The 19,539-nt window shown below is 70.6% G+C and carries 21 protein-coding genes and 1 tRNA gene; 15 read left to right on the plus strand and 7 right to left on the minus strand.

Annotated features, from left to right (window positions below):
• Positions 1-86: 86 nt before the first annotated feature.
• Positions 87-1,286, minus strand: coding sequence for a sensor domain-containing protein (locus ACIBCU_RS07640; RefSeq protein ID WP_362933720.1), 1,200 nt, complete (start codon positions 1,284-1,286; stop codon positions 87-89).
• Positions 1,287-1,513: 227 nt separating this feature from the next.
• Between ACIBCU_RS07640 and ACIBCU_RS07645 the strand changes: the two genes are divergently transcribed.
• The 14 genes from ACIBCU_RS07645 (at position 1,514) to ACIBCU_RS07710 (ending at position 13,860) form a co-directional block, all read left to right on the plus strand.
• A complete protein-coding gene (locus tag ACIBCU_RS07645; RefSeq protein ID WP_099173887.1) occupies positions 1,514-1,915 on the plus strand; it encodes an NADH-quinone oxidoreductase subunit A in 402 nt (133 codons plus the stop codon).
• Positions 1,906-2,541: an NADH-quinone oxidoreductase subunit B gene (locus ACIBCU_RS07650; protein ID WP_399229995.1), complete on the plus strand. Its 636-nt coding sequence runs from the start codon at positions 1,906-1,908 to the stop codon at positions 2,539-2,541. Before ACIBCU_RS07645 ends, ACIBCU_RS07650 begins: the two co-directional genes overlap by 10 nt.
• Positions 2,538-3,704: an NADH-quinone oxidoreductase subunit C gene (locus ACIBCU_RS07655; protein ID WP_399229997.1), complete on the plus strand. Its 1,167-nt coding sequence runs from the start codon at positions 2,538-2,540 to the stop codon at positions 3,702-3,704. Before ACIBCU_RS07650 ends, ACIBCU_RS07655 begins: the two co-directional genes overlap by 4 nt.
• Positions 3,701-4,669 carry a complex I subunit 1 family protein gene (locus tag ACIBCU_RS07660; RefSeq protein ID WP_104788209.1) on the plus strand — a complete coding sequence of 323 codons (969 nt, stop codon included), beginning with the start codon at positions 3,701-3,703 and terminating at the stop codon, positions 4,667-4,669. The genes ACIBCU_RS07655 and ACIBCU_RS07660 overlap by 4 nt, the downstream gene beginning before the upstream one ends.
• Positions 4,669-5,280 carry a NuoI/complex I 23 kDa subunit family protein gene (locus ACIBCU_RS07665; RefSeq protein WP_399229999.1) on the plus strand — a complete coding sequence of 204 codons (612 nt, stop codon included), beginning with the start codon at positions 4,669-4,671 and terminating at the stop codon, positions 5,278-5,280. The genes ACIBCU_RS07660 and ACIBCU_RS07665 overlap by 1 nt, the downstream gene beginning before the upstream one ends.
• On the plus strand, positions 5,277-5,933 hold the full coding sequence (locus tag ACIBCU_RS07670) for an NADH-quinone oxidoreductase subunit J (protein WP_399230001.1): 657 nt from the start codon (positions 5,277-5,279) through the stop codon (positions 5,931-5,933). The genes ACIBCU_RS07665 and ACIBCU_RS07670 overlap by 4 nt, the downstream gene beginning before the upstream one ends.
• Complete coding sequence (nuoK, locus tag ACIBCU_RS07675) at positions 5,933-6,349, plus strand: NADH-quinone oxidoreductase subunit NuoK (RefSeq protein WP_399230003.1); 417 nt, start codon at positions 5,933-5,935, stop codon at positions 6,347-6,349. Before ACIBCU_RS07670 ends, nuoK begins: the two co-directional genes overlap by 1 nt.
• On the plus strand, positions 6,346-8,346 hold the full coding sequence (locus tag ACIBCU_RS07680) for an NADH-quinone oxidoreductase subunit L (RefSeq protein ID WP_399230005.1): 2,001 nt from the start codon (positions 6,346-6,348) through the stop codon (positions 8,344-8,346). Before nuoK ends, ACIBCU_RS07680 begins: the two co-directional genes overlap by 4 nt.
• Positions 8,347-8,373: 27 nt before the next feature.
• Positions 8,374-9,921, plus strand: a complete 1,548-nt coding sequence (locus ACIBCU_RS07685; protein WP_399230872.1) for an NADH-quinone oxidoreductase subunit M — start codon at positions 8,374-8,376, stop codon at positions 9,919-9,921.
• The gene (locus ACIBCU_RS07690) at positions 9,918-11,453 is read left to right on the plus strand and encodes an NADH-quinone oxidoreductase subunit N (protein WP_362933741.1); all 1,536 of its coding nucleotides are present in this window, start codon (positions 9,918-9,920) and stop codon (positions 11,451-11,453) included. The genes ACIBCU_RS07685 and ACIBCU_RS07690 overlap by 4 nt, the downstream gene beginning before the upstream one ends.
• Before the next feature lie 117 nt (positions 11,454-11,570).
• Positions 11,571-12,035 carry a large conductance mechanosensitive channel protein MscL gene (gene mscL / locus ACIBCU_RS07695; protein WP_362933745.1) on the plus strand — a complete coding sequence of 155 codons (465 nt, stop codon included), beginning with the start codon at positions 11,571-11,573 and terminating at the stop codon, positions 12,033-12,035.
• Positions 12,036-12,254: 219 nt separating this feature from the next.
• Positions 12,255-13,118, plus strand: a complete 864-nt coding sequence (gene htpX, locus ACIBCU_RS07700) for a zinc metalloprotease HtpX (RefSeq protein ID WP_099173877.1) — start codon at positions 12,255-12,257, stop codon at positions 13,116-13,118.
• Positions 13,115-13,507: a YccF domain-containing protein gene (locus tag ACIBCU_RS07705; RefSeq protein WP_362933748.1), complete on the plus strand. Its 393-nt coding sequence runs from the start codon at positions 13,115-13,117 to the stop codon at positions 13,505-13,507. The genes htpX and ACIBCU_RS07705 overlap by 4 nt, the downstream gene beginning before the upstream one ends.
• Before the next feature lie 80 nt (positions 13,508-13,587).
• A complete protein-coding gene (locus ACIBCU_RS07710) occupies positions 13,588-13,860 on the plus strand; it encodes a GlsB/YeaQ/YmgE family stress response membrane protein (protein ID WP_104788223.1) in 273 nt (90 codons plus the stop codon).
• Positions 13,861-13,962: 102 nt separating this feature from the next.
• Here ACIBCU_RS07710 and ACIBCU_RS07715 read toward each other — a convergent pair whose 3' ends face one another.
• Entirely contained in the window at positions 13,963-14,451 is a 489-nt protein-coding gene (locus ACIBCU_RS07715; RefSeq protein WP_014154639.1) for a YajQ family cyclic di-GMP-binding protein, read from the minus strand.
• Between the two features lie 162 nt (positions 14,452-14,613).
• Here ACIBCU_RS07715 and ACIBCU_RS07720 point away from each other — a divergent pair.
• Positions 14,614-14,695: transfer RNA gene (locus ACIBCU_RS07720), tRNA-Tyr, on the plus strand.
• Positions 14,696-14,797: 102 nt separating this feature from the next.
• Here ACIBCU_RS07720 and ACIBCU_RS07725 read toward each other — a convergent pair.
• From ACIBCU_RS07725 to ACIBCU_RS07745, 5 genes are all read right to left on the minus strand, one after another.
• The gene (locus tag ACIBCU_RS07725; protein ID WP_399230009.1) at positions 14,798-15,634 is read right to left on the minus strand and encodes a hypothetical protein; all 837 of its coding nucleotides are present in this window, start codon (positions 15,632-15,634) and stop codon (positions 14,798-14,800) included.
• A gap of 112 nt (positions 15,635-15,746) precedes the next feature.
• Positions 15,747-16,943 carry an MFS transporter gene (locus ACIBCU_RS07730; protein ID WP_362933754.1) on the minus strand — a complete coding sequence of 399 codons (1,197 nt, stop codon included), beginning with the start codon at positions 16,941-16,943 and terminating at the stop codon, positions 15,747-15,749.
• 60 nt (positions 16,944-17,003) lie between these two features.
• Positions 17,004-17,648, minus strand: a complete 645-nt coding sequence (locus tag ACIBCU_RS07735; protein WP_362933757.1) for a response regulator transcription factor — start codon at positions 17,646-17,648, stop codon at positions 17,004-17,006.
• A complete protein-coding gene (locus ACIBCU_RS07740; protein ID WP_399230012.1) occupies positions 17,639-18,781 on the minus strand; it encodes a sensor histidine kinase in 1,143 nt (380 codons plus the stop codon). The genes ACIBCU_RS07735 and ACIBCU_RS07740 overlap by 10 nt, the downstream gene beginning before the upstream one ends.
• A gap of 92 nt (positions 18,782-18,873) precedes the next feature.
• Positions 18,874-19,536 carry a DedA family protein gene (locus ACIBCU_RS07745; RefSeq protein WP_399230014.1) on the minus strand — a complete coding sequence of 221 codons (663 nt, stop codon included), beginning with the start codon at positions 19,534-19,536 and terminating at the stop codon, positions 18,874-18,876.
• Positions 19,537-19,539 lie beyond the last annotated feature (3 nt).

The raw sequence follows: 19,539 nt of genomic DNA on the forward strand, positions 1-19,539 counted from the left end.
GCCGTCTCCGTATCCGGCCGGGGGTTTTCCCCACCACGGGGACGCCCCGCCCCCTACCCGGGACGGGAGCCCCCGCTGTCGCCGCGTCACGCCGCACCGGCCCGCTCGGCCACGGTGGCGAGGCGGTCGCGCCAGGGCAGCTCCGCGGTGACCGTGGTCGGGCCGCCCTCGGGGGAGTCCAGGACGAACACCCCGTCGACCGCTCCCAGCCGCTCCGCCAGCCCCGACATGCCCGTACCGCCGTCGAGCCGGGCGCCGCCCGTCCCGTCGTCCCGGACCTGGAGCATCAGCCGGTCGCCGGACCGCCACACGTCGACCGAGGCCTGACCGGCGCGGCTGTGCTTGCTGACGTTCTGGAGGAGCTCGGAGACCGTGAAGTACGCGATGCCCTCGATGGCCTCGGCCGGGCGGGCCGGCAGCTGCACCGAAACGGTCACGGGGACGGTGCAGCGGGAGGCGATGGCGGAGAGTGCGGCGTCGAGTCCGCGGTCGGTGAGGACGGCGGGGTGGATGCCGCGGGCGAGGTCGCGGAGTTCCTGGAGAGCGACCTTGACCTCGCCGTGGGCCTCGTCGACCATGCGGGCGGCGGCTTCGGGGTCGTGTTCGAGCTTCTCCTTCGCCAGCCCCAGGCCCATGGCGAGGGCGACGAGGCGGGCCTGTGCGCCGTCGTGGAGGTCGCGTTCGATGCGGCGCAGGTCCGCGGCGGCCGTGTCCACCACCACACCCCGGTCCGACTCCAGCTCGGCGATCCTGCGTTCCAGTTCGTCGGAGGGCGAGAGCAGCCCCCGTACCATCGCCCGGTCCGCGTTCGTCAGGCCGCGCGCGAGGTAGGGGAGCACCGGCCAGAGGACGAACAGGCTCACCAGCGTCACGGCGAACGTCGCCACACCCCACGGCAGCCGGATGAACGAATACAGCAACGCCCGCCAGCCGACCGGGTCCTTCAGCCCCGACCACAGCCAGCTGAAGAAGCCCTGGTCCCGGCGGCCGCGCACCATCGGGCTCGGTTCCTCGATCCGCACCCCGAGCATCCTCCGCGCCCTGCCGCGCTCGGCCCGGCCGAGACCGCGCGCGCCTTTCAGCCCCAGCGCGAGCAGCGGCAGCCCGATCACGGTGACGGAGAGCCCCGCGCCCACGGCGACCAGGAACACGGTGTAGACGAACCCGACGAGCGCCATCGGCAGATTGGCCAGGAGATACGCGATCTCCTTCCACGTCCACCGGTCGAAGGCGAAGCGCGCGGGCGGCGGCCGGTCGTTGTCCGGCAGGGAGGGGCTCATGGTCATACGACCAGCGTGCCGGGCCGGGCGCGCCCACGCCATGGGGTTCGTGGGTGAGGACGAGTAGGGATAACCCCACCTCGCGTCGGCTCTCCCCCGTCACCTCCCGCCCCACCCGTCATGCGCCTTCTGCCCCACCCGTTGTGCGACGGGGCTGCTTACCGTCTCTTTAACAGGGCCTAGACTCCCGTGCGTACAGACCGTCGAACAGGTTGAGGGAGCGAGGGGCGGACGTGGCGGACGTGCCGGGACCGACCGTTCTCGCGTCGGACTACTTCCAGAGCTACTCAGTGGTCGGACTGCTCGCCCTGGTGGGCGTGGTGTTCGTCGCCGTCGCCTTCGGGGCCGGCCGGCTGCTGAGGCCCGTGGTCCCGACGCCGGAGAAACTCCTCACGTACGAGTGCGGCGTGGACCCCGTGGGCGAGGGCTGGGCCCACACCCAGGTTCGCTATTACGTGTACGCCTTCCTGTACGTGATCTTCGCTGTCGACTCGATCTTCCTGTTCCCGTGGGCGACGGTCTTCGCGGCCCCCGGGTACGGGGCGACGACTCTGGTGGAGATGTTCATCTTCCTCGGTTTCCTGGCCGTGGGACTGCTCTACGCATGGAAGAAGGGCGTCCTCGAATGGGCGTGACGAGCCGGCCGAACCCCGAACCCCCCGTGTCGCTGCCCGACCCGACGCCGCTGCCCGAGCCGAAGAGGCTCGGCGTGCTGTCCCGGCTCGCGCCCGAACCGATGAAGGTGGTCCTGAACTGGGGCCGCCGCTACAGCCTGTGGGTCTTCAACTTCGGACTCGCCTGCTGCGCCATCGAATTCATCGCCGCCTCCATGGCGCGGCACGATTTCATCCGGCTCGGCGTCATCCCCTTCGCGCCCGGCCCCCGGCAGGCCGACCTGATGGTCGTCTCCGGCACGGTGACGGACAAGATGGCCCCTGCCGTGAAGCGGCTCTACGAGCAGATGCCCGAGCCGAAGTACGTCATCTCCTTCGGCGCCTGCTCCAACTGCGGCGGACCGTACTGGGATTCGTACTCCGTGACGAAGGGCGTCGACCAGATCATCCCCGTCGACGTCTACGTGCCCGGCTGCCCGCCCCGGCCCGAGGCGCTCCTCCAGGGCATCCTCAAGCTCCAGGAGAAGATCGCCCGCGAATCGCTGGCCGAGCGGTACAGCACCGAGGACACGGCCCGCCCGTCGGCCGCCGCCCTGCGCAGCGGTCTCGTCGAGGCGCCGAAGGCACCGGGGGAGGAGGGGAAGTGACCGCCCCGGACCTCTACAGCACGCTCCCCGACGCCGTCACCGACGTCTTCGGCGCGGACGCCACCGCCGCGCACGCGTACGACCTGCTGACCGTCGACGTCCCGGCCGCCTCCTGGACCGCCGCCCTCGAAACGGCCCGCGACGAGCTGGGCTGCACCTACTTCGACTGGCTGAGCGCCGTCGACGAACCGGGCACCGGCTTCCGGGTCTGCGCCCATGTCGCGGCTCTCGGCGGGGGCACGGTCCGGCGCCTGCTGCTCCGTACGACCGTTCCGCACGACGCGGCCACCCTGCCCACCGCCGTCGGCGTCTACGCGGGCGCCGCGTGGCACGAGCGTGAGACGCACGAGATGTTCGGCATCGGCTTCGATGACCATCCCCATCTGGTCCCGCTGCTGCTGCCCGAGAGCTTCGAGGGCCACCCGCTGCGCAAGGACTTCGTCCTGGCGGCCCGGGTCGCCAAGGCCTGGCCGGGGGCGAAGGAGCCGGGAGAGTCCGAACACGGGGGACCCAAGCGGCGGACCATGCTGCCGCCGGGGGTGCCCGATCCCAACGAATGGGGCCCGCTCAAGGGACAGCTCCCGCCCGCACCGGCCCGCCCCGCCCGAGGGGCCCGCGCGGCGGGCGACCGCCCGGTGCGCCGGGCCCGCAGCGCGAGCGAGGGCTCGGCGGGCCGGCGGCCGGACGCGGCTGAGACCCCGCAGCCGGCGGCGCCACCACGCCGTACCCGCAGCGCCTCCCAGGGCTCGGCGAGCCAGACCACCGGCCCTGCGGCCACGCCTCCGGCCGGCCCGGGGGACGACGGCGGCTCGGCACCCGCGAAGGGCGCGGCCGGTGGGGCGGACGCACCCTGGCACGACGCGCGCCCCGCCTTCGACGACACCCCGAAGCGGCCGGCGCCGGAACGGCCTGCCCCGGAGCAGCCTGCCCCGGAAGGGCCGGCGCCGTCCGAGGCCGAGCGGCCGAGCGAGCCCGAGCCCGAGGAGCAGTCGGAGGTCGCCGAGCGGCCGAGCGAGCCCGAGCCGTCGTCGGAGGCCCCCGCGCAGGACGACGCCGACCCTGCCCCCGACAGCACCGCCGAGCGTAAGGGCACCCCCGACTCCTCATCCCGCACGGACCGTTCCGACGGTCCCGACCGTCCCGCCGGAGGCGATACAGCGTGAACGACGTACTCGACGTCGCCCTCCGCCTCGTCATCGTCTTCGCCGTGTTCATGGTCGTCCCGCTGATCGTGGGACAGGCCGAACACAAGGTGATGGCCCACATGCAGGGCCGCCTCGGCCCGATGTACGCGGGCGGGTTCCACGGCTGGGCGCAGCTCGTCGCGGACGGGGTGAAGTTCGCGCAGAAGGAAGACGTCGTACCGGCCGAAGCGGACCGCCGCATCTTCCAGCTGGCACCCGCCGTCGCCCTGCTCCCGTACCTCCTCGTGATCGTCGCCATCCCGATCGGCCCCAGCGAGGGGGCGGTCGGTCAGGTCGTCGACGCGGGCATCTTCTTCGTGCTGGCCGTCATGGGCGTCGGCGTGCTCGGCTCGCTGATGGCCGGGTGGGCCTCGGCCAACAAGTTCTCCCTCCTCGGCGGCCTCCGCACCGCCGCGCAGCTCCTCGCGTACGAACTGCCCATGCTGCTCGCCGCCGCCTCCGTGGCCATGGCGGCCGGCACCGTCTCGCTCCCCGGCATCCTCAACGCCTTCGAGTGGTGGTGGCTGCCCTGGCAGATCGTCGGCGCGCTCGTCTTCTTCGTGGCAGGTCTCGCCGAACTCCAGCGCCCGCCCTTCGACATGCCGGTCGCCGACTCGGAGATCATCTTCGGGGCGTACACCGAGTACACCGGCCTCCGGTTCGCGTTGTTCCTGCTCGCCGAGTATGCCGGGATCGTCGTCCTGTGCGGTCTGACGACGGTCCTGTTCCTCGGCGGGTGGCACGGGCCGCTCGGCGCGGACGGGCTCGGCTGGGTCTGGACCCTGCTCAAGACCGGCGTTCTCGCGTTCGTCGTCATCTGGCTCCGGGTCACCTACCCGCGCCTGCGCGAGGACCAGCTGCAGAAGCTCGCCTGGACCACGCTCATCCCCCTCGCCCTCGCGCAGATCGCGCTCACCGGCATCGTGAAGGTGGCGATCAACTAGTGCCCCCGATCCCCGGCTCAGGCCTGGCCAAGGGTCTCGCCGTCACCCTGCGGACCATGACGAAGCGCACGGTCACCGCGCAGTACCCGGACGTCCAGCCCGAACTGCCGCCCCGCACCCGGGGCGTCATCGGACTGTTCGAGGAGAACTGCACGGTCTGCATGCTCTGCGCCCGTGAGTGCCCCGACTGGTGCATCTACATCGACTCCCACAAGGAGACGGTGCCCCCGGCCGCCCCCGGCGGCCGTGAGCGCAGCCGCAACGTCCTGGACCGCTTCGCGATCGACTTCGCCCTGTGCATGTACTGCGGTATCTGCATCGAGGTCTGTCCCTTCGACGCGCTGTTCTGGTCGCCCGAGTTCGAGTACGCGGAGACGGACATCCACGAACTCACCCACGAGCGCGACAAGCTCCGCGAGTGGATGTGGACCGTTCCGGAGCCGCCCGCGCTCGACCCGGGAGCCGAGGAGCCGAAGGAGATCGCCGCCGCCCGCAAGGCGGCCGACAAGCTCCAGGCCCAGGAAGCCCAAGCGGCCCAGGAAGCCCAGGCGGCGCAGAAAGCTGAGCAGGCCAGGCCGGGGCAGTCCCCGGACGAGGAGGGCCAGGAATGACCCTCGCGGCTACAGCCGGCCACCCCGGCTTCCTCTCACCCACCGGCGTCGAGATCGCCTTCCTCCTGGTCGGGCTCGCCACGTTCGGCGCGGCTCTCATCACCGTCACGACCAAGCAACTCGTGCACGCGGCCCTCTGGCTCGTCGTCGCGCTCGGCGGCCTGGCGGTGGAGTACCTCCTCCTCACCGCCGAGTTCATCGCATGGGTGCAGGTGCTGATCTACATCGGCTCCATCGTGGTCCTCCTCCTCTTCGGGCTGATGCTCACCAGAGCCCCCATCGGCCGCTCCCCGGACGCCGATTCGGGCAACCGGTGGATCGCCCTCGGCGCATCCGTCGCCGCCGCGGGCGCCCTCGTCTGGGTCGTCGTGGACGCCTTCCGGACGACCTGGATCGATCTGGACGGTCCCGCCCAGGGCTCCACCAAGGCCGCGGGGGAGTTCCTCTTCCGGCACTGGGTGCTCCCCTTCGAAGCGCTCTCCGTCCTGCTGCTCGCCGCCCTCGTCGGCGCGATCGTCCTGTCCCGCAAGGACCGCCAGGACAGGCAGGACCGCCAGGACAGGCAGGGCCGCCAGGGCGGGCGGGGCAGCGAGGACAGCAGGCACCAGGACAAGCAGGGACGGCCCGCCGCCGACCGGGAGGACAAGAGCTGATGCACCTCGCCTATCCCGCGGTCCTCGCCGTCCTCCTCTTCTGCACCGGGCTCTACGGCGTACTCGCCCGCCGCAACGCGATCCTCGTCCTGATGTCCGTCGAGCTCATGCTCAACGCCGTCAACCTCAACCTGGTCGCCTTCGACGTCTGGCTCCGCGACGCACTCCACGCCGGCCAGGCCCTCACCCTCTTCACGATCGCCATCGCCGCCGCCGAGATCGGCATCGGCCTCGCGATCGTCCTGGCCGTCTACCGCAACCGCGGCAGCTCGGACGTCGACCGCCTCCGCGACACCGCGGAGACCGACGACGCCGAGACGCTCCCCGACGAAGCGGACAACGACGCCCGGGACACCACCGCAGACCAGGCCACTGCTCCGGCAGGGAAGGCAAAGAAGGCAGAGGCCACCGCGTGACCACCACGACCCTCGCCGTCCTCGTCCCCCTCCTCCCCTTCCTGGGCGCCGCCGCAGGGCTGCTCCTGGGCCGGACCGTACCCGGCTTCGTCCGTCCCCTCGCCGTGCTACCGACGGTCGCTGCCGCCGTCCTCGCCGTCCTCGTCGCCGCCCGCCAGGGAGGCGGCCGGCCCATCGACGCCGCGACCCAGCTGACCCCCACCGGCTCGGTCCCGGTCGACCTGGCCCTGCACCTGGACGGCTTCGCGGTCCTCGTCGCCGTGCTCGTCGGACTCGTAGCCACCTGCGTGCAGATCTACTCGACGGCGTATCTCAAGGACGACGTCCGTTACCCGTCGTACGCGGCCCTCGTCTCCCTCTTCACCTCCGCGATGCTGCTCGTCGTCTACTCCGGCGACCTGATGGTGCTCCTGGTCGGCTGGGAGATCATGGGCATCTGCTCGTACTTCCTCGTCGGCCACTACTGGGAGACCCCCGAGGCCCGCGCGGCCTCCCTCAAGGCCTTCCTCGTCACCAAGCTCGGCGACGTGCCCTTCCTCATCGGCCTGTTCGCGCTCGCCGCCGACACCGGCACCTTCCGCATCACCGGGATCCTGGCCGCCGTCACCAACGGCGGGCTCGACCACCCCACCCTCATCGCGCTGCTGCTCCTCGCCGGTGTCGCGGGCAAGTCCGCGCAGTTCCCCCTGCACACCTGGCTGCCCGACGCGATGGCCGGCCCCACCCCCGTCTCCGCGCTCATCCACGCCGCGACGATGGTCGCCGCCGGCATCTACTTCGTGGCCCGGCTCCTCCCCGTCTTCGCAGCCTCCGGCGCCGCCCTGGTCGTCCTCGCCGTCATGGCGGCCGTCACGATGATCGGCTCCGGACTCGCCGCACTCGCCCAGGACGACATCAAGCGCGTCCTCGCCTACTCGACGATCGGCCAGCTGGGCTACATGTCCGGCGCCCTGGCCGTGGGCGACCGCGGGGCCGCCGTCTTCCACCTCCTGTCGCACGGTGCGTTCAAAGCCGTCCTCTTCCTCGCGGCGGGCGTCGTCATCCACGCCGCGGGAACCAACTCACTCGCCGCCATGTCCCGCATGGGCGGGCTGGCCAAGCGCATCCCCGACGCCTACTGGACGATGACCGTCGCCCTCCTCGCGCTCGCCGCCATCCCGCCGTTCGCCGGCTTCTTCTCCAAGGAAGCCGTCCTCGTCGCCGCCGAGCACACCGCCTTCGGGGACCGTGACGTCGCCCCCGCAGCGGCCGGCTGGACGATCCTCGTCGCCGGACTCGCCGCCGCGGTCCTCACCGCCGCCTACGCCACCCGGCTGTGGCTCCTCGCCTTCCGCGGGCGCGGCCCCGAGGCCCCGGACCACGGCAGGCAGCCCGCCGCGATGACCTCCGTCCTCTGGGTCCTCGCCGTCCCCACCATCGCGTTCGGTCTCACCACCGGCGTCCTCACCGACTGGTTCGACGGACACGGCCTCACCCCGTCCCTCACGACCGCCGTCCTCTCCACCGGCGTAGGACTCGTCGGTGGACTCGTCACCTACGGGGCCTGGCGCCACACCACGGCACTCGCGGACCGCCCCCCGGTCGGCGCGGTGGCCGCTCACCCCGACGCCGAACCCGCCCTCGTGGAGGCCGAGGCCATGGCCTCGCACACCGCGGCGTACGGCACCATCGCGGACGCCCAGGACCCCTCGGACCCCGGCAGGCTCCTGCTGGGCCCGCTGCACCGCCACGCGGTCACCGGATTCCACCTCGACGCCGTGTACACGGCGCTGTTCGTCCACCCCGTGGGAGCCGCCGCACGGCTCGTCCGCTTCCTGGACCGTGAGGTCGTCGACACCTACGTACACGGCTCGGGCGGCATCGCCCGCGGACTCGGCACCCTGATCCGCCGCGCCCAGACCGGCAACGTGCAGACCTACCTCGGCGCGCTGCTCGCCGGAACCCTTGTCCTGGCGATCGCCGCCGTCGTCTTTGCCAACGTCTACGCCGGGGCGTGAGCCGTGTTCGATATCAGCGCATCCGTGATGCAGTTCCTTCTGGCGTTCATCGTCGTCGGCCCGCTCCTCGGCGCGGCCGCCGCGCTCCTGCCCGCCCCGCCCGGCCTCAAGGGCAGGAGCCCCGACCAGGCCGTGCTCCGCCACGGCGTGACCGTCACCGGCGCCGTACTCCTCGCCGCGCTCGTCCTGGCCGCGGGCTTCGACCACGACCACCCGTCGAAGATGCAGGCCACCACGGACATCAGCTGGATCCCGGCACTCGACGTCCGGATCCACCTCGGTACCGACGGCATCTCGCTCCCCCTTCTCGTGCTGACCGCGCTGCTGACCTTCCTCTGCGCGCTCTACAGCTACTTCAAGCTCCCCGCAGGCCCCTCCCCGAAGGCCTTCGTCGCCCTGGTCCTCGTCCTCGAGTCCGGCACCCTCGCGACCTTCGCCGTCCTCGACCTGCTGCTGTTCTTCCTGGCCTTCGAGATGGTCCTCATCCCGATGTACTTCCTCATCGCCCGCTGGGGCGGCGACCGGAAGCAGCCCGCCGCCTGGAAATTCATCCTCTACACGCTGCTCGGCTCCGTGATCATGCTGCTCGGACTGCTCCTCATCGGACTGAAGAGCGGCACCTTCGACATGGTGGCACTCGCCACTGACAACGGCCGGGGCCTCACCACATCCGTGCAGGTCATCGCCGTACTGGCCGTCGGGATCGGGCTGGCCGTGAAGACCCCGATGTGGCCCCTGCACAGCTGGCTCCCCGACGCCCACACGGCGGCCCCGACCGTCGGCTCCGTGCTCCTCGCCGGCGTACTGCTGAAGATGGGCACGTACGGATTCGTCCGCATCCTGCTCCCCGTCACCCCCGACGGGATGCAGACCTTCGCGCCGTACCTCGCGGCGTTCGCCGTCGTCGGGATCATCTACGGTTCCCTCGCCTGCCTGGCCCTCGCGCGCCCCGGCGCGAAGGGCGACCTCAAGCGCCTGATCGCTTACTCCTCCGTGGGTCACATGGGCTTCGTGCTCCTCGGCATCGCGACCATGACCCCCACCGGCGTGAACGGCGCGCTCTTCGCGAACATCGCCCACGGCCTCATCACAGGCCTGCTGTTCTTCCTGGTCGGCGCGGTCAAGGACCGCTACGGCACGGCGGACCTCGACACCCTGTCCGGAGCCACCGGAGCCGCTCTCTACGGCCGTGCGCCCCGGCTCGGCGGCCTCCTCGCCTTCGCCGCCGTCGCCTCGCTCGGACTCCCCGGCCTCGCCGGCTTCTGGGGCGAGTTGCTCACCCTGTTCGGAGCTTTCGACCCCGCCGAAGGGCTCAGCCGCCCCGCCTTCCTCACCTTCATGTCCATCGGCGCCCTCGGCACCCTGCTCACGGCCGCGTACATGCTGATCGTCGTACGCCGCGTCTGCATGGGCGAGCACCGCGAGCAGCAGCCGGTCGCCGACATCCAGCACTACGAATTCGCCGCCTGGACCCCGCTCGCCGCCCTGACCGTCCTCGCCGGCCTCTGGCCCGCCGTCCTCCTCGGCCTCACCGACCCGGCCGTGCAGAAGCTCCTCGCAGGAGGCAAGTCGTGACCGTGGCAGCCGACAGCGCAACCGGGGCGGCGAGCCTCGTCCAGTCCATCGACTGGCTCGCGATCGCCCCGCCCGTCATCGCGGCGTCCGTGGCCCTGCTCGTCCTCGTCGCCGACCTCTTCACCGGCGAACGCCGTAAGCCGCTCCTCGGCTACGGGGCCGTGGCCGGGCTCGTAGCCGCGCTCGTCATGCTCGTCCCGCTGCGCGCCGGGGACCGCTCCACCTTCTGCCTCGCCGGCGGGACACAGGCCTGCAGCTACACCGCCGACCACTTCGCCCTCGTCATCCAGGCCCTCGTGCTCGGCGGAGCCCTGCTCACCGCGCTGCTCTCGATCGGCGACACCCGCAAGCTCCCCGCGGGCGAGTTCTGGTTCCTGCTGCTGTCCTCCGCGGCCGGAGCCGCGCTTCTCCCCGCCGCCCGGGACCTCGCCACCCTCGTCGTCGCCCTCGAAGTCGCGTCGCTCCCCGCGTTCGCCCTCGTCGGCATCAAGCGCGGCGACCGCCGTTCCTCCGAAGCGGCCCTGAAGTTCTTCCTGTCCTCCGTCGTCGCCACCGCCGTGATGCTCCTGGGCGTCAGCTTCGTCTACGCGACCGCCGGCACGATGCACCTCACGGAGATCGCCGCCCGCCTCGACGACGTACCGGGCCGGTTCTCCACCCTCGCCGAGGCAGGCGTCGTCCTCACCCTCGTCGGCTTCGCCTTCAAGACGGCCGCGGCGCCGTTCCACTTCTGGGTCCCCGACACCTATGTGGGAGCCCCGCTCCCCATCGCCGCCTACCTCTCCGTCGTCGGCAAGGCCGTCGGCTTCTCCGGCCTCATCCTCGTCACGGTGATCGGCTTCCCGTCGTACGCCGACGTCTGGGGCCCCGCCCTGGCCGTCCTCGCCGCGCTCACCATGACCGTCGGCAACGTCGCCGCACTCCGGCAGACCGCCACCCGCGCCCGCAGCGCCGTACGCCTCCTCGCCTGGTCGTCCGTCGGGCAGGCGGGCTACCTCCTCGTCCCGATCGCCGCCGCCGCGTACTCCAGCGACGCCCAGATCGGCTCGACCGTCGCCTACGCGCTCATGTACGCCGTGGTGAACCTCGGGGCTTTCGCGGTGGCCGCCCTGGTCGCCCGTACCCGCCCCGGCAACCGCCTGAGCGACTACCGCGGCCTGTACGCCACCCGCCCCCTGGCCGCGCTCGCCATGGGCTTCTTCCTGCTCTGCCTGGCAGGCCTGCCGCCCGGCATCATCGGCCTCTTCGCCAAGGTCACCGTCTTCTCCTCGGCCGTCGACGCCGGGCTCGGCTGGCTCGCCGTCGTCATGGCCGTCAACGTGGTGATCGCGCTGTACTACTACCTCCGGTGGACCGCCGCGCTCTTCAGCACCCCGGAGCCGGCCCCGGCGGCCGAGCAGGCGCCCATGGCCCCCGCGCTCCGGGTCCCCGCTCCGCTCACCCTGGCGATCGCCCTCACCGCCGTAGCCGGAATCACACTGTCCGGCGCCCCCCAGCTCATCCTCCGTTTCGCCACCCTCAGCCTCTTCTGACCGGCTACGACCGGCTTGCCCGTGCAGCCACGCACAGGGCATGGTCATGCGTGCACGCGTCACGTATCGGAGCGCGCAGGACGAGCACACACTGAAGAGCACAGAGGAGCCAGAGCGGTGCTGAACGGGTTCAAGGACTTCATCCTTCGCGGGAACGTCATCTCCATGGCCATCGGCCTCGCCGTAGGAGCCGCCTTCACCGCGGTGGTCACCGGCTTCAGCAACGCGTTCATCGTGCCGCTCATCGGCCTCTTCACCCGCGGCACCGGCGACTTCAGCAAGGCCTCCTACAGCGTCGACGGCGTGACGTTCCCCTACGGCCTCTTCGTCAGTGCCGCCATCGCCTTCCTGATCACCGCCGCGGTCCTCTACTTCCTGGTCGTCCTGCCCATGGCCAAGGTCCAGAACCGCTTCACGACCAAGGAGGAGGAGGAGAAGGCCGGCATCAAGGCCGCCCTGCGCGACTGCCCGCACTGCTACAGCGAGATCCCCTCCATCGCCAGCCGCTGCGCCCACTGCACCAGCGAGGTCGAGCCGGACGCGGAAGCCCGCGCGCTCGCAGGGCTCCCCGCCCAGCGCTGACCTGTCGCCGCCGGCCCTCACAGGCTCGCGCAGGCGCACCCACCCGTACGGCCCAGGGGCGGATCCGACCGGATCCGCCCCTGCTGCCTGTGCCCCCGGCCACCTCGCACAAGGGAACTAGCTTCCGTCGCCTCGCGTTGACCAGTACGGGAGGCTCCACTGGGGAGTGGAGCACCACCGAGCAAGGGTTCCCCTGCTGCACCACTTGGAGGGCGTACCGTGCACCGCCGGCACAACGGGCTGAAAACCGCTGTACTCCTCGGGGGCCTCTCGGCCCTCATCATCGTCATCGGCAGTTTCTTCGGACGGACCGGCCTGATCGTGGCCCTCCTGGTCGCGCTCGCCACCAACGCCTACGCGTACTGGAACAGCGACAAGCTCGCCCTGCGCGCCATGCGGGCACGCCCGGTCAGCGAATTCGAGGCGCCGCAGCTCTACCGCACCGTCCGAGAGCTCTCTACGGCGGCCCGCCAGCCCATGCCCCGGCTCTACATCTCCCCGACCCAGGCACCCAACGCCTTCGCCACCGGGCGGAACCCGCGCAACGCAGCCGTGTGCTGCACGGAGGGGATCCTCCAGATCCTCGACGAGCGCGAGCTGCGCGGTGTCCTCGGCCACGAGCTGAGCCATGTGTACAACCGCGACATTCTCATCTCGTCGGTCGCGGGTGCCCTCGCCTCGGTCGTCATGTTCCTGGTCAACTTCGCGTGGCTCATCCCCGTCGGCCGGTCCGACGACGACGACGGCCCCGGCCTCCTCGGGATGCTCCTGATCATGATCCTCGGCCCGCTCGCCGCCTCCGTGATCCAGCTCGCCGTGAGCCGTTCCCGTGAGTACCAGGCCGACGCGTCCGGGGCCCAGCTCACCGGGGACCCGCTCGCCCTGGCGTCCGCCCTGCGCAAGCTCGACGCCGGGACCAAACAGCTTCCGCTCCCACCCGAACCACGGATCGAGACCGCGAGTCACATGATGATCGCGAACCCGTTCCGTCCCGGTCAGGGCATGTCCAAGATGTTCTCCACCCACCCGCCCATGGCCGAACGCATCGCCCGACTCGAGCAGATGGCAGGGTACCGACCATGAACGCAATCCTGAACGTGATTTGGCTGGTCCTGTGCGGACTGTGGATGTTCCTCGGCTACATCGCCGCCGGGCTCCTGCTCTGCATCACGATCATCGGCATCCCCTTCGGCGTGGCCGCGTTCCGCATCGGCGTCTACGCCCTCTGGCCGTTCGGGCGCACCGTCGTCGACCGTCACGACGCGGGCGGCGGTTCCCTCATCGGCAACGTCCTCTGGGTGATCCTGGCCGGCTGGTGGCTCGCCCTCGGCCACATCTTCACGGGCATCGCCCTGTGCGTCACGATCATCGGCATCCCCCTGGGCCTCGCGAACTTCAAGCTCATCCCGGTCTCGCTGATGCCCTTCGGCAAGGAGATCGTCCCCACGGACCAGCCGTTCGCCACCCGCTAGACAGACGGCCCGCGGGCAACCGCACCCGTCCCCGCAAGCGTCCTGGCTTGCAGGAACAAGTGACGGGTAGGTACGCGAACATGAGCATCATCAGCTGGATCATCCTCGGGCTGCTGGCCGGAGCAATAGCCAAGTTTCTTCTGCCGGGCCGCGACCCCGGGGGCATCATCGGCACGACCGTCATCGGCATCGTGGGCGCCTTCCTCGGGGGCTGGCTGTCGTCCCGCTTCCTCGACCGCCCCATCAGCACGGACTTCTACGACACGGCCACCTGGGTGGCGGCCATCGCCGGATCCCTCGTCCTGCTGATCGCCTACCGCCTGCTCTTCGGCAACTCCCGCGACCGCCGCTGACCCGGCGCCCGCCCGGCCCCTCAGGACACGGCTACGGGGCGGGCCATGCCGACCGGCACGCCCCGCCCCGCCCACGACCCGCTGCACACGGCAGCGAACCGTCTACCGGTAGTTGGCGAACTGCACCGCGAAGTCGAGGTCCTTGCCCTTGATCAGCGCCTGCACCGCCTGCAGGTCGTCCCGGCTCTTGGAGCTGACCCGCAGCTCCTCGCCCTGAACCTGCGCCTTGACGCCCTTCGGGCCCTCATCGCGAATGATCTTCGCCACCTTCTTGGCGTTCTCCTGGGAGATGCCCTCCTCGATCGTGGCGAAGATCTTGTACTCCTTGCCGGAAAGCTGCGGCTCACCCGCGTCCAGCGACTTCAGGGAGATCCCGCGCTTGATCAGCTTGGACTGGAAGATGTCGAGGATCGCCTTGACCCGCTCCTCGCCGTTCGCCTCCATCAGGATCTTCTCGCCGGACCAGGAGATCGACGCGCCCGTCCCCTTGAAGTCGTAGCGCTGGGAGATCTCCTTGGCGGCCTGGTTGAGGGCGTTGTCGACCTCCTGCCGCTCGACCTTCGAGACGATGTCGAAACTGGAGTCGGCCATGACGTGTGGCTCCTTGCGTCGTATGCGTTGGGGTACGGCACAAAGCCTAGCCACCCGGGCGCGTCCGGTGCTGATCAATCAGGTGGCGTAGCACCCCTGGGCATCAGGTATCGTTTACGACGTCGCCAAGGAGCCCCAACCGGGATCCGACGCGTCGTTCGAGGCGGTGTGCCCGAGTGGCCAAAGGGAGCAGACTGTAAATCTGCCGGCTCAGCCTACCCAGGTTCGAACCCTGGCGCCGCCACAGGACGGGAAACCCCGTCCGACCTGCTTAAACACCAGGTCGGGCGGGGTTTCTGCATGTGTGCACGTGGGACCGCGAAGTGCGCCGGACGGTCGGCGCATCCTAGGGGCGTTCGAAGGACTGGAGTACGCCTCCGACGGAGAAGCAGAGCGCGCCCGTGAGGGTGCCCCAGTTGGCGATGTCGATGTTCAGGACGCTCCCCGTGGCGGGACGGGTGAAGTCGGCCAGTGCCGAACCCATGAAGAGCACGGATCCGAGTTGGTTGACCGCGACGATCCACCAGCCGAGATCGCGGGGGCGGATGCCCGGCCGGCCGTGGCAGACCTCTGCCAGAGCAAGGTGCCCCGAGACCAGGAACAGGATGCATCCGACCAGGTCAGGAGCCCAGATCAGCCTGTTCTCCTGCTGCACGGAGAGCCCCTGCAGCAGGGAGCTGAGCAGGTTGATGCCGAACACGAGCGTTCCCACGAACAGCAGGAAGGTGCTCAGCCAGTCGATCCGTCCGGGCTCGTAGCTCCACCATCTCCAGCGCGTTGCGGCAAGAGCACCGATTCCGCTGTCCCGGCGGGGAGCGTTGACCGCCTGGAGCAGCGAGGCGTAACCGCCCGTGTTGAAGAACAGGCCGCCGACGAAGTAGATCCAGGCGCTCGTCGCGTCGCCGGTGCCGAACTGGGCCACCGCGGCACCGGCGGCGAACAGGCCCCCACCCACCGTGAAGGCACCCGAGGCAATGGTGTTCAGCCGCCTGAGGCGGCCGACCGATTCGCTGTCCGCGCTTCGTGAGAGGGGTTCCGATTCACTCACGGCCCGCACGGTGAGCAGCCCGCGCTTGCGCGCCGGTCGTGACTCCCATACGGCGGTGGCCCCGTCGCTGAGGTGCCAGGTCAGCCGGGTCGTGAACGGCCCTGCGCCTTCGGCGCTCTCCTCGGTTCGGTCCACTCGCCGACCCTAGCCTTTTGGTGCGTGTTTCTCCTGACTTGCGGCTCCTGTCGCAAGTCGGGTGGTTTCCCAGGACTCCTGAAGCAGTGGTCACGCGCCGGGCGAGCCGCCTTCAGGCCTTCTGCCCCGCGGGGCGCCGCAGGAGGTAGAGGCCGGCGCAGGTGACCAGGACGGCCATGCACGCGATGAAGGCCAGCCCCGCGTCCTGGAGCCCGATGTGGTCCGAGAGGATGCCCACGCCGATCACCGGCAGCGAGATGCCCGCGTACGCCACCACGAACAGCGTCGAGATCACCGCCGCCCGGCTGTCCGCGGGCGACGCCGCCGCCACCTGGGACAGGGCCGCCCGGAACGCCAGCCCCTGGCCTGCGCCGCCGAGGAGCGCGCTCAGCACGATCAGGGGCAGCAGCTGCCACCAGAGTGCGGCCGCGAGCAGCGCCAGTCCGCCCAGGAGGCCGGCGCAGCCCAGCGACAGTGACCGCTGTTCTCCGATCCTGCCGACCGCCGACTGGCCCGCGACCGAGGCGAAGAAGGCCAGCGCGACGATCAGACCGCTCACGGCGTGGTTGTCCACGTCCAGGAACTCGGAGAGGAACGCGGGGCTGACCGAGGTGAACACGCCGAACAGGGCGAACCCCACGAAGGAGGCGAGCGCCGCGGGCCTGAAGACCTTACGGACCTGGGGCGGCAGCCCCGGGCGCTGCGGGCGGACGGTGCTCAGGGGGCGCCGCTCGCCCACGGTCTCCTTCAGGCCGAGCAGGACAACCGCAGAGACGGCCAGCAGCACCAGGTGTACGACGAACGGCAGATACAGCGGCCAGGGTGCGTACTGCGCGAGGATTCCGGCCAGCAGCGGCCCGCAGCCCAGACCGCCCATGTTGGCGGCCGTCGCCACGAACGAGGCCCTGGGGGAGCCCTTGCCGGGCGCCAGCTCCATGACGTACGCGGTGGCCGCCCCGGTGAACAGCCCGGCCGACAGGCCCGAAAGCAGCCGCCCCGCGAAGAGCCAGCCCAGGGCGGTGGCGCACAGGAAGCAGACGGCGCTCGCCGCCGCGCAGCCCAGGCCCCACAGCAGCACAGGCCGCCTGCCCACCGCGTCGGAGGCGTTTCCGGCGAGCAACAGGACCCCGATGACACCGAAGGCGTACACGGCGTAGACGACCGTCACCGTCAGCTCGGAGAACCCGAGTTCGTCCTGATAGAGGCTGTAGAGCGGGGTCGGCAGGGTCGTCCCCGCCATGCATACGGCGAACACCGCCCCGCTGAGACAACAGGGGAGCCAGCCTCGGCTGTCCGGGCCACCGTTCATGTGCCCGACGGTAGCCCGCGGACGTTCCGGCGAGCCGCAACGCCTCGCGGGTCGTTACACCTAGGACTCCAGGTACCTCAGGACAGCGAGGATCCTCCGGCTGTGACCGGTGGTGTGCGACAGCTCCAGCTTGTCGAAGATCGCGTTGAGGTTCTTCTCCACCGCACTCACGGAGATGTGCAGTTGCTTCGCGATCGCCGTGTTGGTGAGCCCCTGGGCCAGGGGTTCGAGCACACTGCGCTCGCGGGGCGTGAGGCGGGCCAGCGGGTCCCCGTGCGTGGAGCGGATGACCAACTGCCGGACCACCTCGGGATCGAGGGCGGCGCCACCCGCCTGGATGCGCTCCAACGCGTCCAGGAACTCGTCGACCTGCGCGACCCGGTCCTTGAGGAGATACCCCACGCGTTCCGCGCTGGAGGCCAGCAACTGGGCCGCGTAGTGGCGTTCGATGTGCTGGGAGAGCACCAGCACGCCCGTTTCCGGCCATCGCTCGCGGATCTCCAGGGCCGCGCGCAGCCCCTCGGTGGTGTGCGTCGGAGGCATCCGGATGTCGAGGACGACGATGTCCGGCCGTCGCGTCTCCATCTCCTTCAGCAGGGACACCGCGTCCCCGAACGAGGCCAGGACCTCGTGCCCCTCCTCGACGAGGAGCCGTACCAGACCCTCCCGCAGCAGCGTCGAGTCCTCGGCGAGCATCAGACGCATGGAAGCTCCGCGGTCACCATGGTGGGTCCCCCCTCGGGGCTGTCGATGTGCAGGGTGCCGTCCAGCGCGTCCACCCTGCTGCGCAGGCCGCTCAGCCCCATGCCCGCAGGATCCGCGCCGCCCTTGCCGTTGTCCTGGGTGCGCACCGTGAGCACGCCCCCGCCCAGCACGACGCGTACGGACACCGCCGTCGCACCTGAGTGTTTGGCCGCGTTGGTCACGCACTCCGACACCACGAAGTACGCGGCGGTCTCCACCGGCCGTGGCAGAGGCCGGCTGACATCGAACACGGTACGGACGGGTATGGAGCACCGCTCGGACACCCCTCCCAGGGCCTCCTCGAGACCCAGGCTGTCGAGCGCCGACGGATAGACCCGCCAGGCCACTTCGCGCAGTTCCGCGAGTACGTCCCTCGACTCCTGGTGCGCCTGGAGCAGCAGGGCCTCCGCCTGCTCGGGCTCGCGCCCCCTGCGCGCCCGGCCGAGCAGCATGGCCAGGGCCACCAGCCGCTGCTGGATCCCGTCGTGGATGTCCCGCTCGATGCGCCGGCGTTCGGCGTCCACCGCCTGTACGACCGCCGCCCGGCTGCTGGACAGTTCGTCGATGCGACGGCGCAACAGCTCCTGCTCGGAGGGGCCGAAGCACTCGCGGGCGAGCCGGGAGTCCAGGGCGACGAGCGAGCGGAGCCCCTGGAGGTCGAGGAAGAGCAGCACCCCGCCGAGGACTGCCTGCACCAGCAGTTCGTCCCACCCGAGCGAGCCCTGGACCACCCCCCTGGACAACAGTCCCGCCAGGACGACACCGAAACCCAGCAGCCCGATCACGAGGGCGCACAACAGGCCGGTATAGCTGCGTACCGCGAGGTAGCGGAGGACCTTCTGGCCGGACGCCTCGTAGTGCTCCGGGAAGCGGTCGTCGAAGAAGAAGGACCTCCGCGCCCGTTCCACGCCCGTCAGTCGCAGGGCTCCCGCCATGAGGACGCCGAGGGCGCGGGCCCGGGTGAGCGGCCACAGCAGGAAGGGGCCGAGAGCGGTGCCGGCCGCGAGGAAGTAGAGGAATCCGGCCGAGGCGGTCACGCAGCCGAGGATCGTGCCCAGGCCCCGGCGCAACCAGGAGAGTGTCCGACCGCCCACGACGGCGGAGCCTAGTGCGGCCGTGGGGGCGCAGCAAGACCGATCGGGCTGACGCGGAGGCGGGGCCGCCGCCCGCGGATGCCCGGGGTGGGTCATGAACTGCGGCGGTGCTGGGCCCGGTCGGTGGAGCGCAGCCTCCGGACGACGTATGTCGCGACGGCCACGACCACCAGGACCAGTACGGCCTTGGAGGCGAACCCGACGTAGGTCTCCACCGTCTCCCACCGGTCCCCCAGCCAGTAACCGGCCATCACCAGGACGGAGTTCCAGATCAGGCTGCCGAGTGCGGTCAGCGCGACGAAGACGTGGAGCGGCATCCGCTCCACACCGGCGGGGATGGAGATGAGGCTGCGGAAGATCGGCACCATACGGCCGAAGAAGACCGCCTTGGTGCCGTGCTTCGCGAACCACTTCTCCGTGCGCACCAGATCGGAGGCCTTCACCAGCGGGAGCTTTCCCCAGATGGTGTGCATGCGTTCACGGCCGAAGGCCGCGCCGATCCAGTAGAGGACGACGGCTCCCACGACCGAGCCGAGCGTGGTCCAGAACAGCGCGGAAGCCAGGCTGAGGACCCCCTGCCCGGCGGCGAACCCGGTCAGCGGCAGGATCACTTCGCTCGGCAGCGGCGGGAACAGGTTCTCCAGCGCGATGGCCAGACCGGCTCCGGGACCGCCCATGGTGTCGACGAGATCCGTGGCCCAGCCCGCGATACCACCCGAGGGCTCCTGCGGCGAAGCCGAGTACATGAGATGCATATG

The organism is Streptomyces sp. NPDC051064, from assembly GCF_044455985.1.
Taxonomy (GTDB): Bacteria; Actinomycetota; Actinomycetes; order Streptomycetales; family Streptomycetaceae; genus Streptomyces.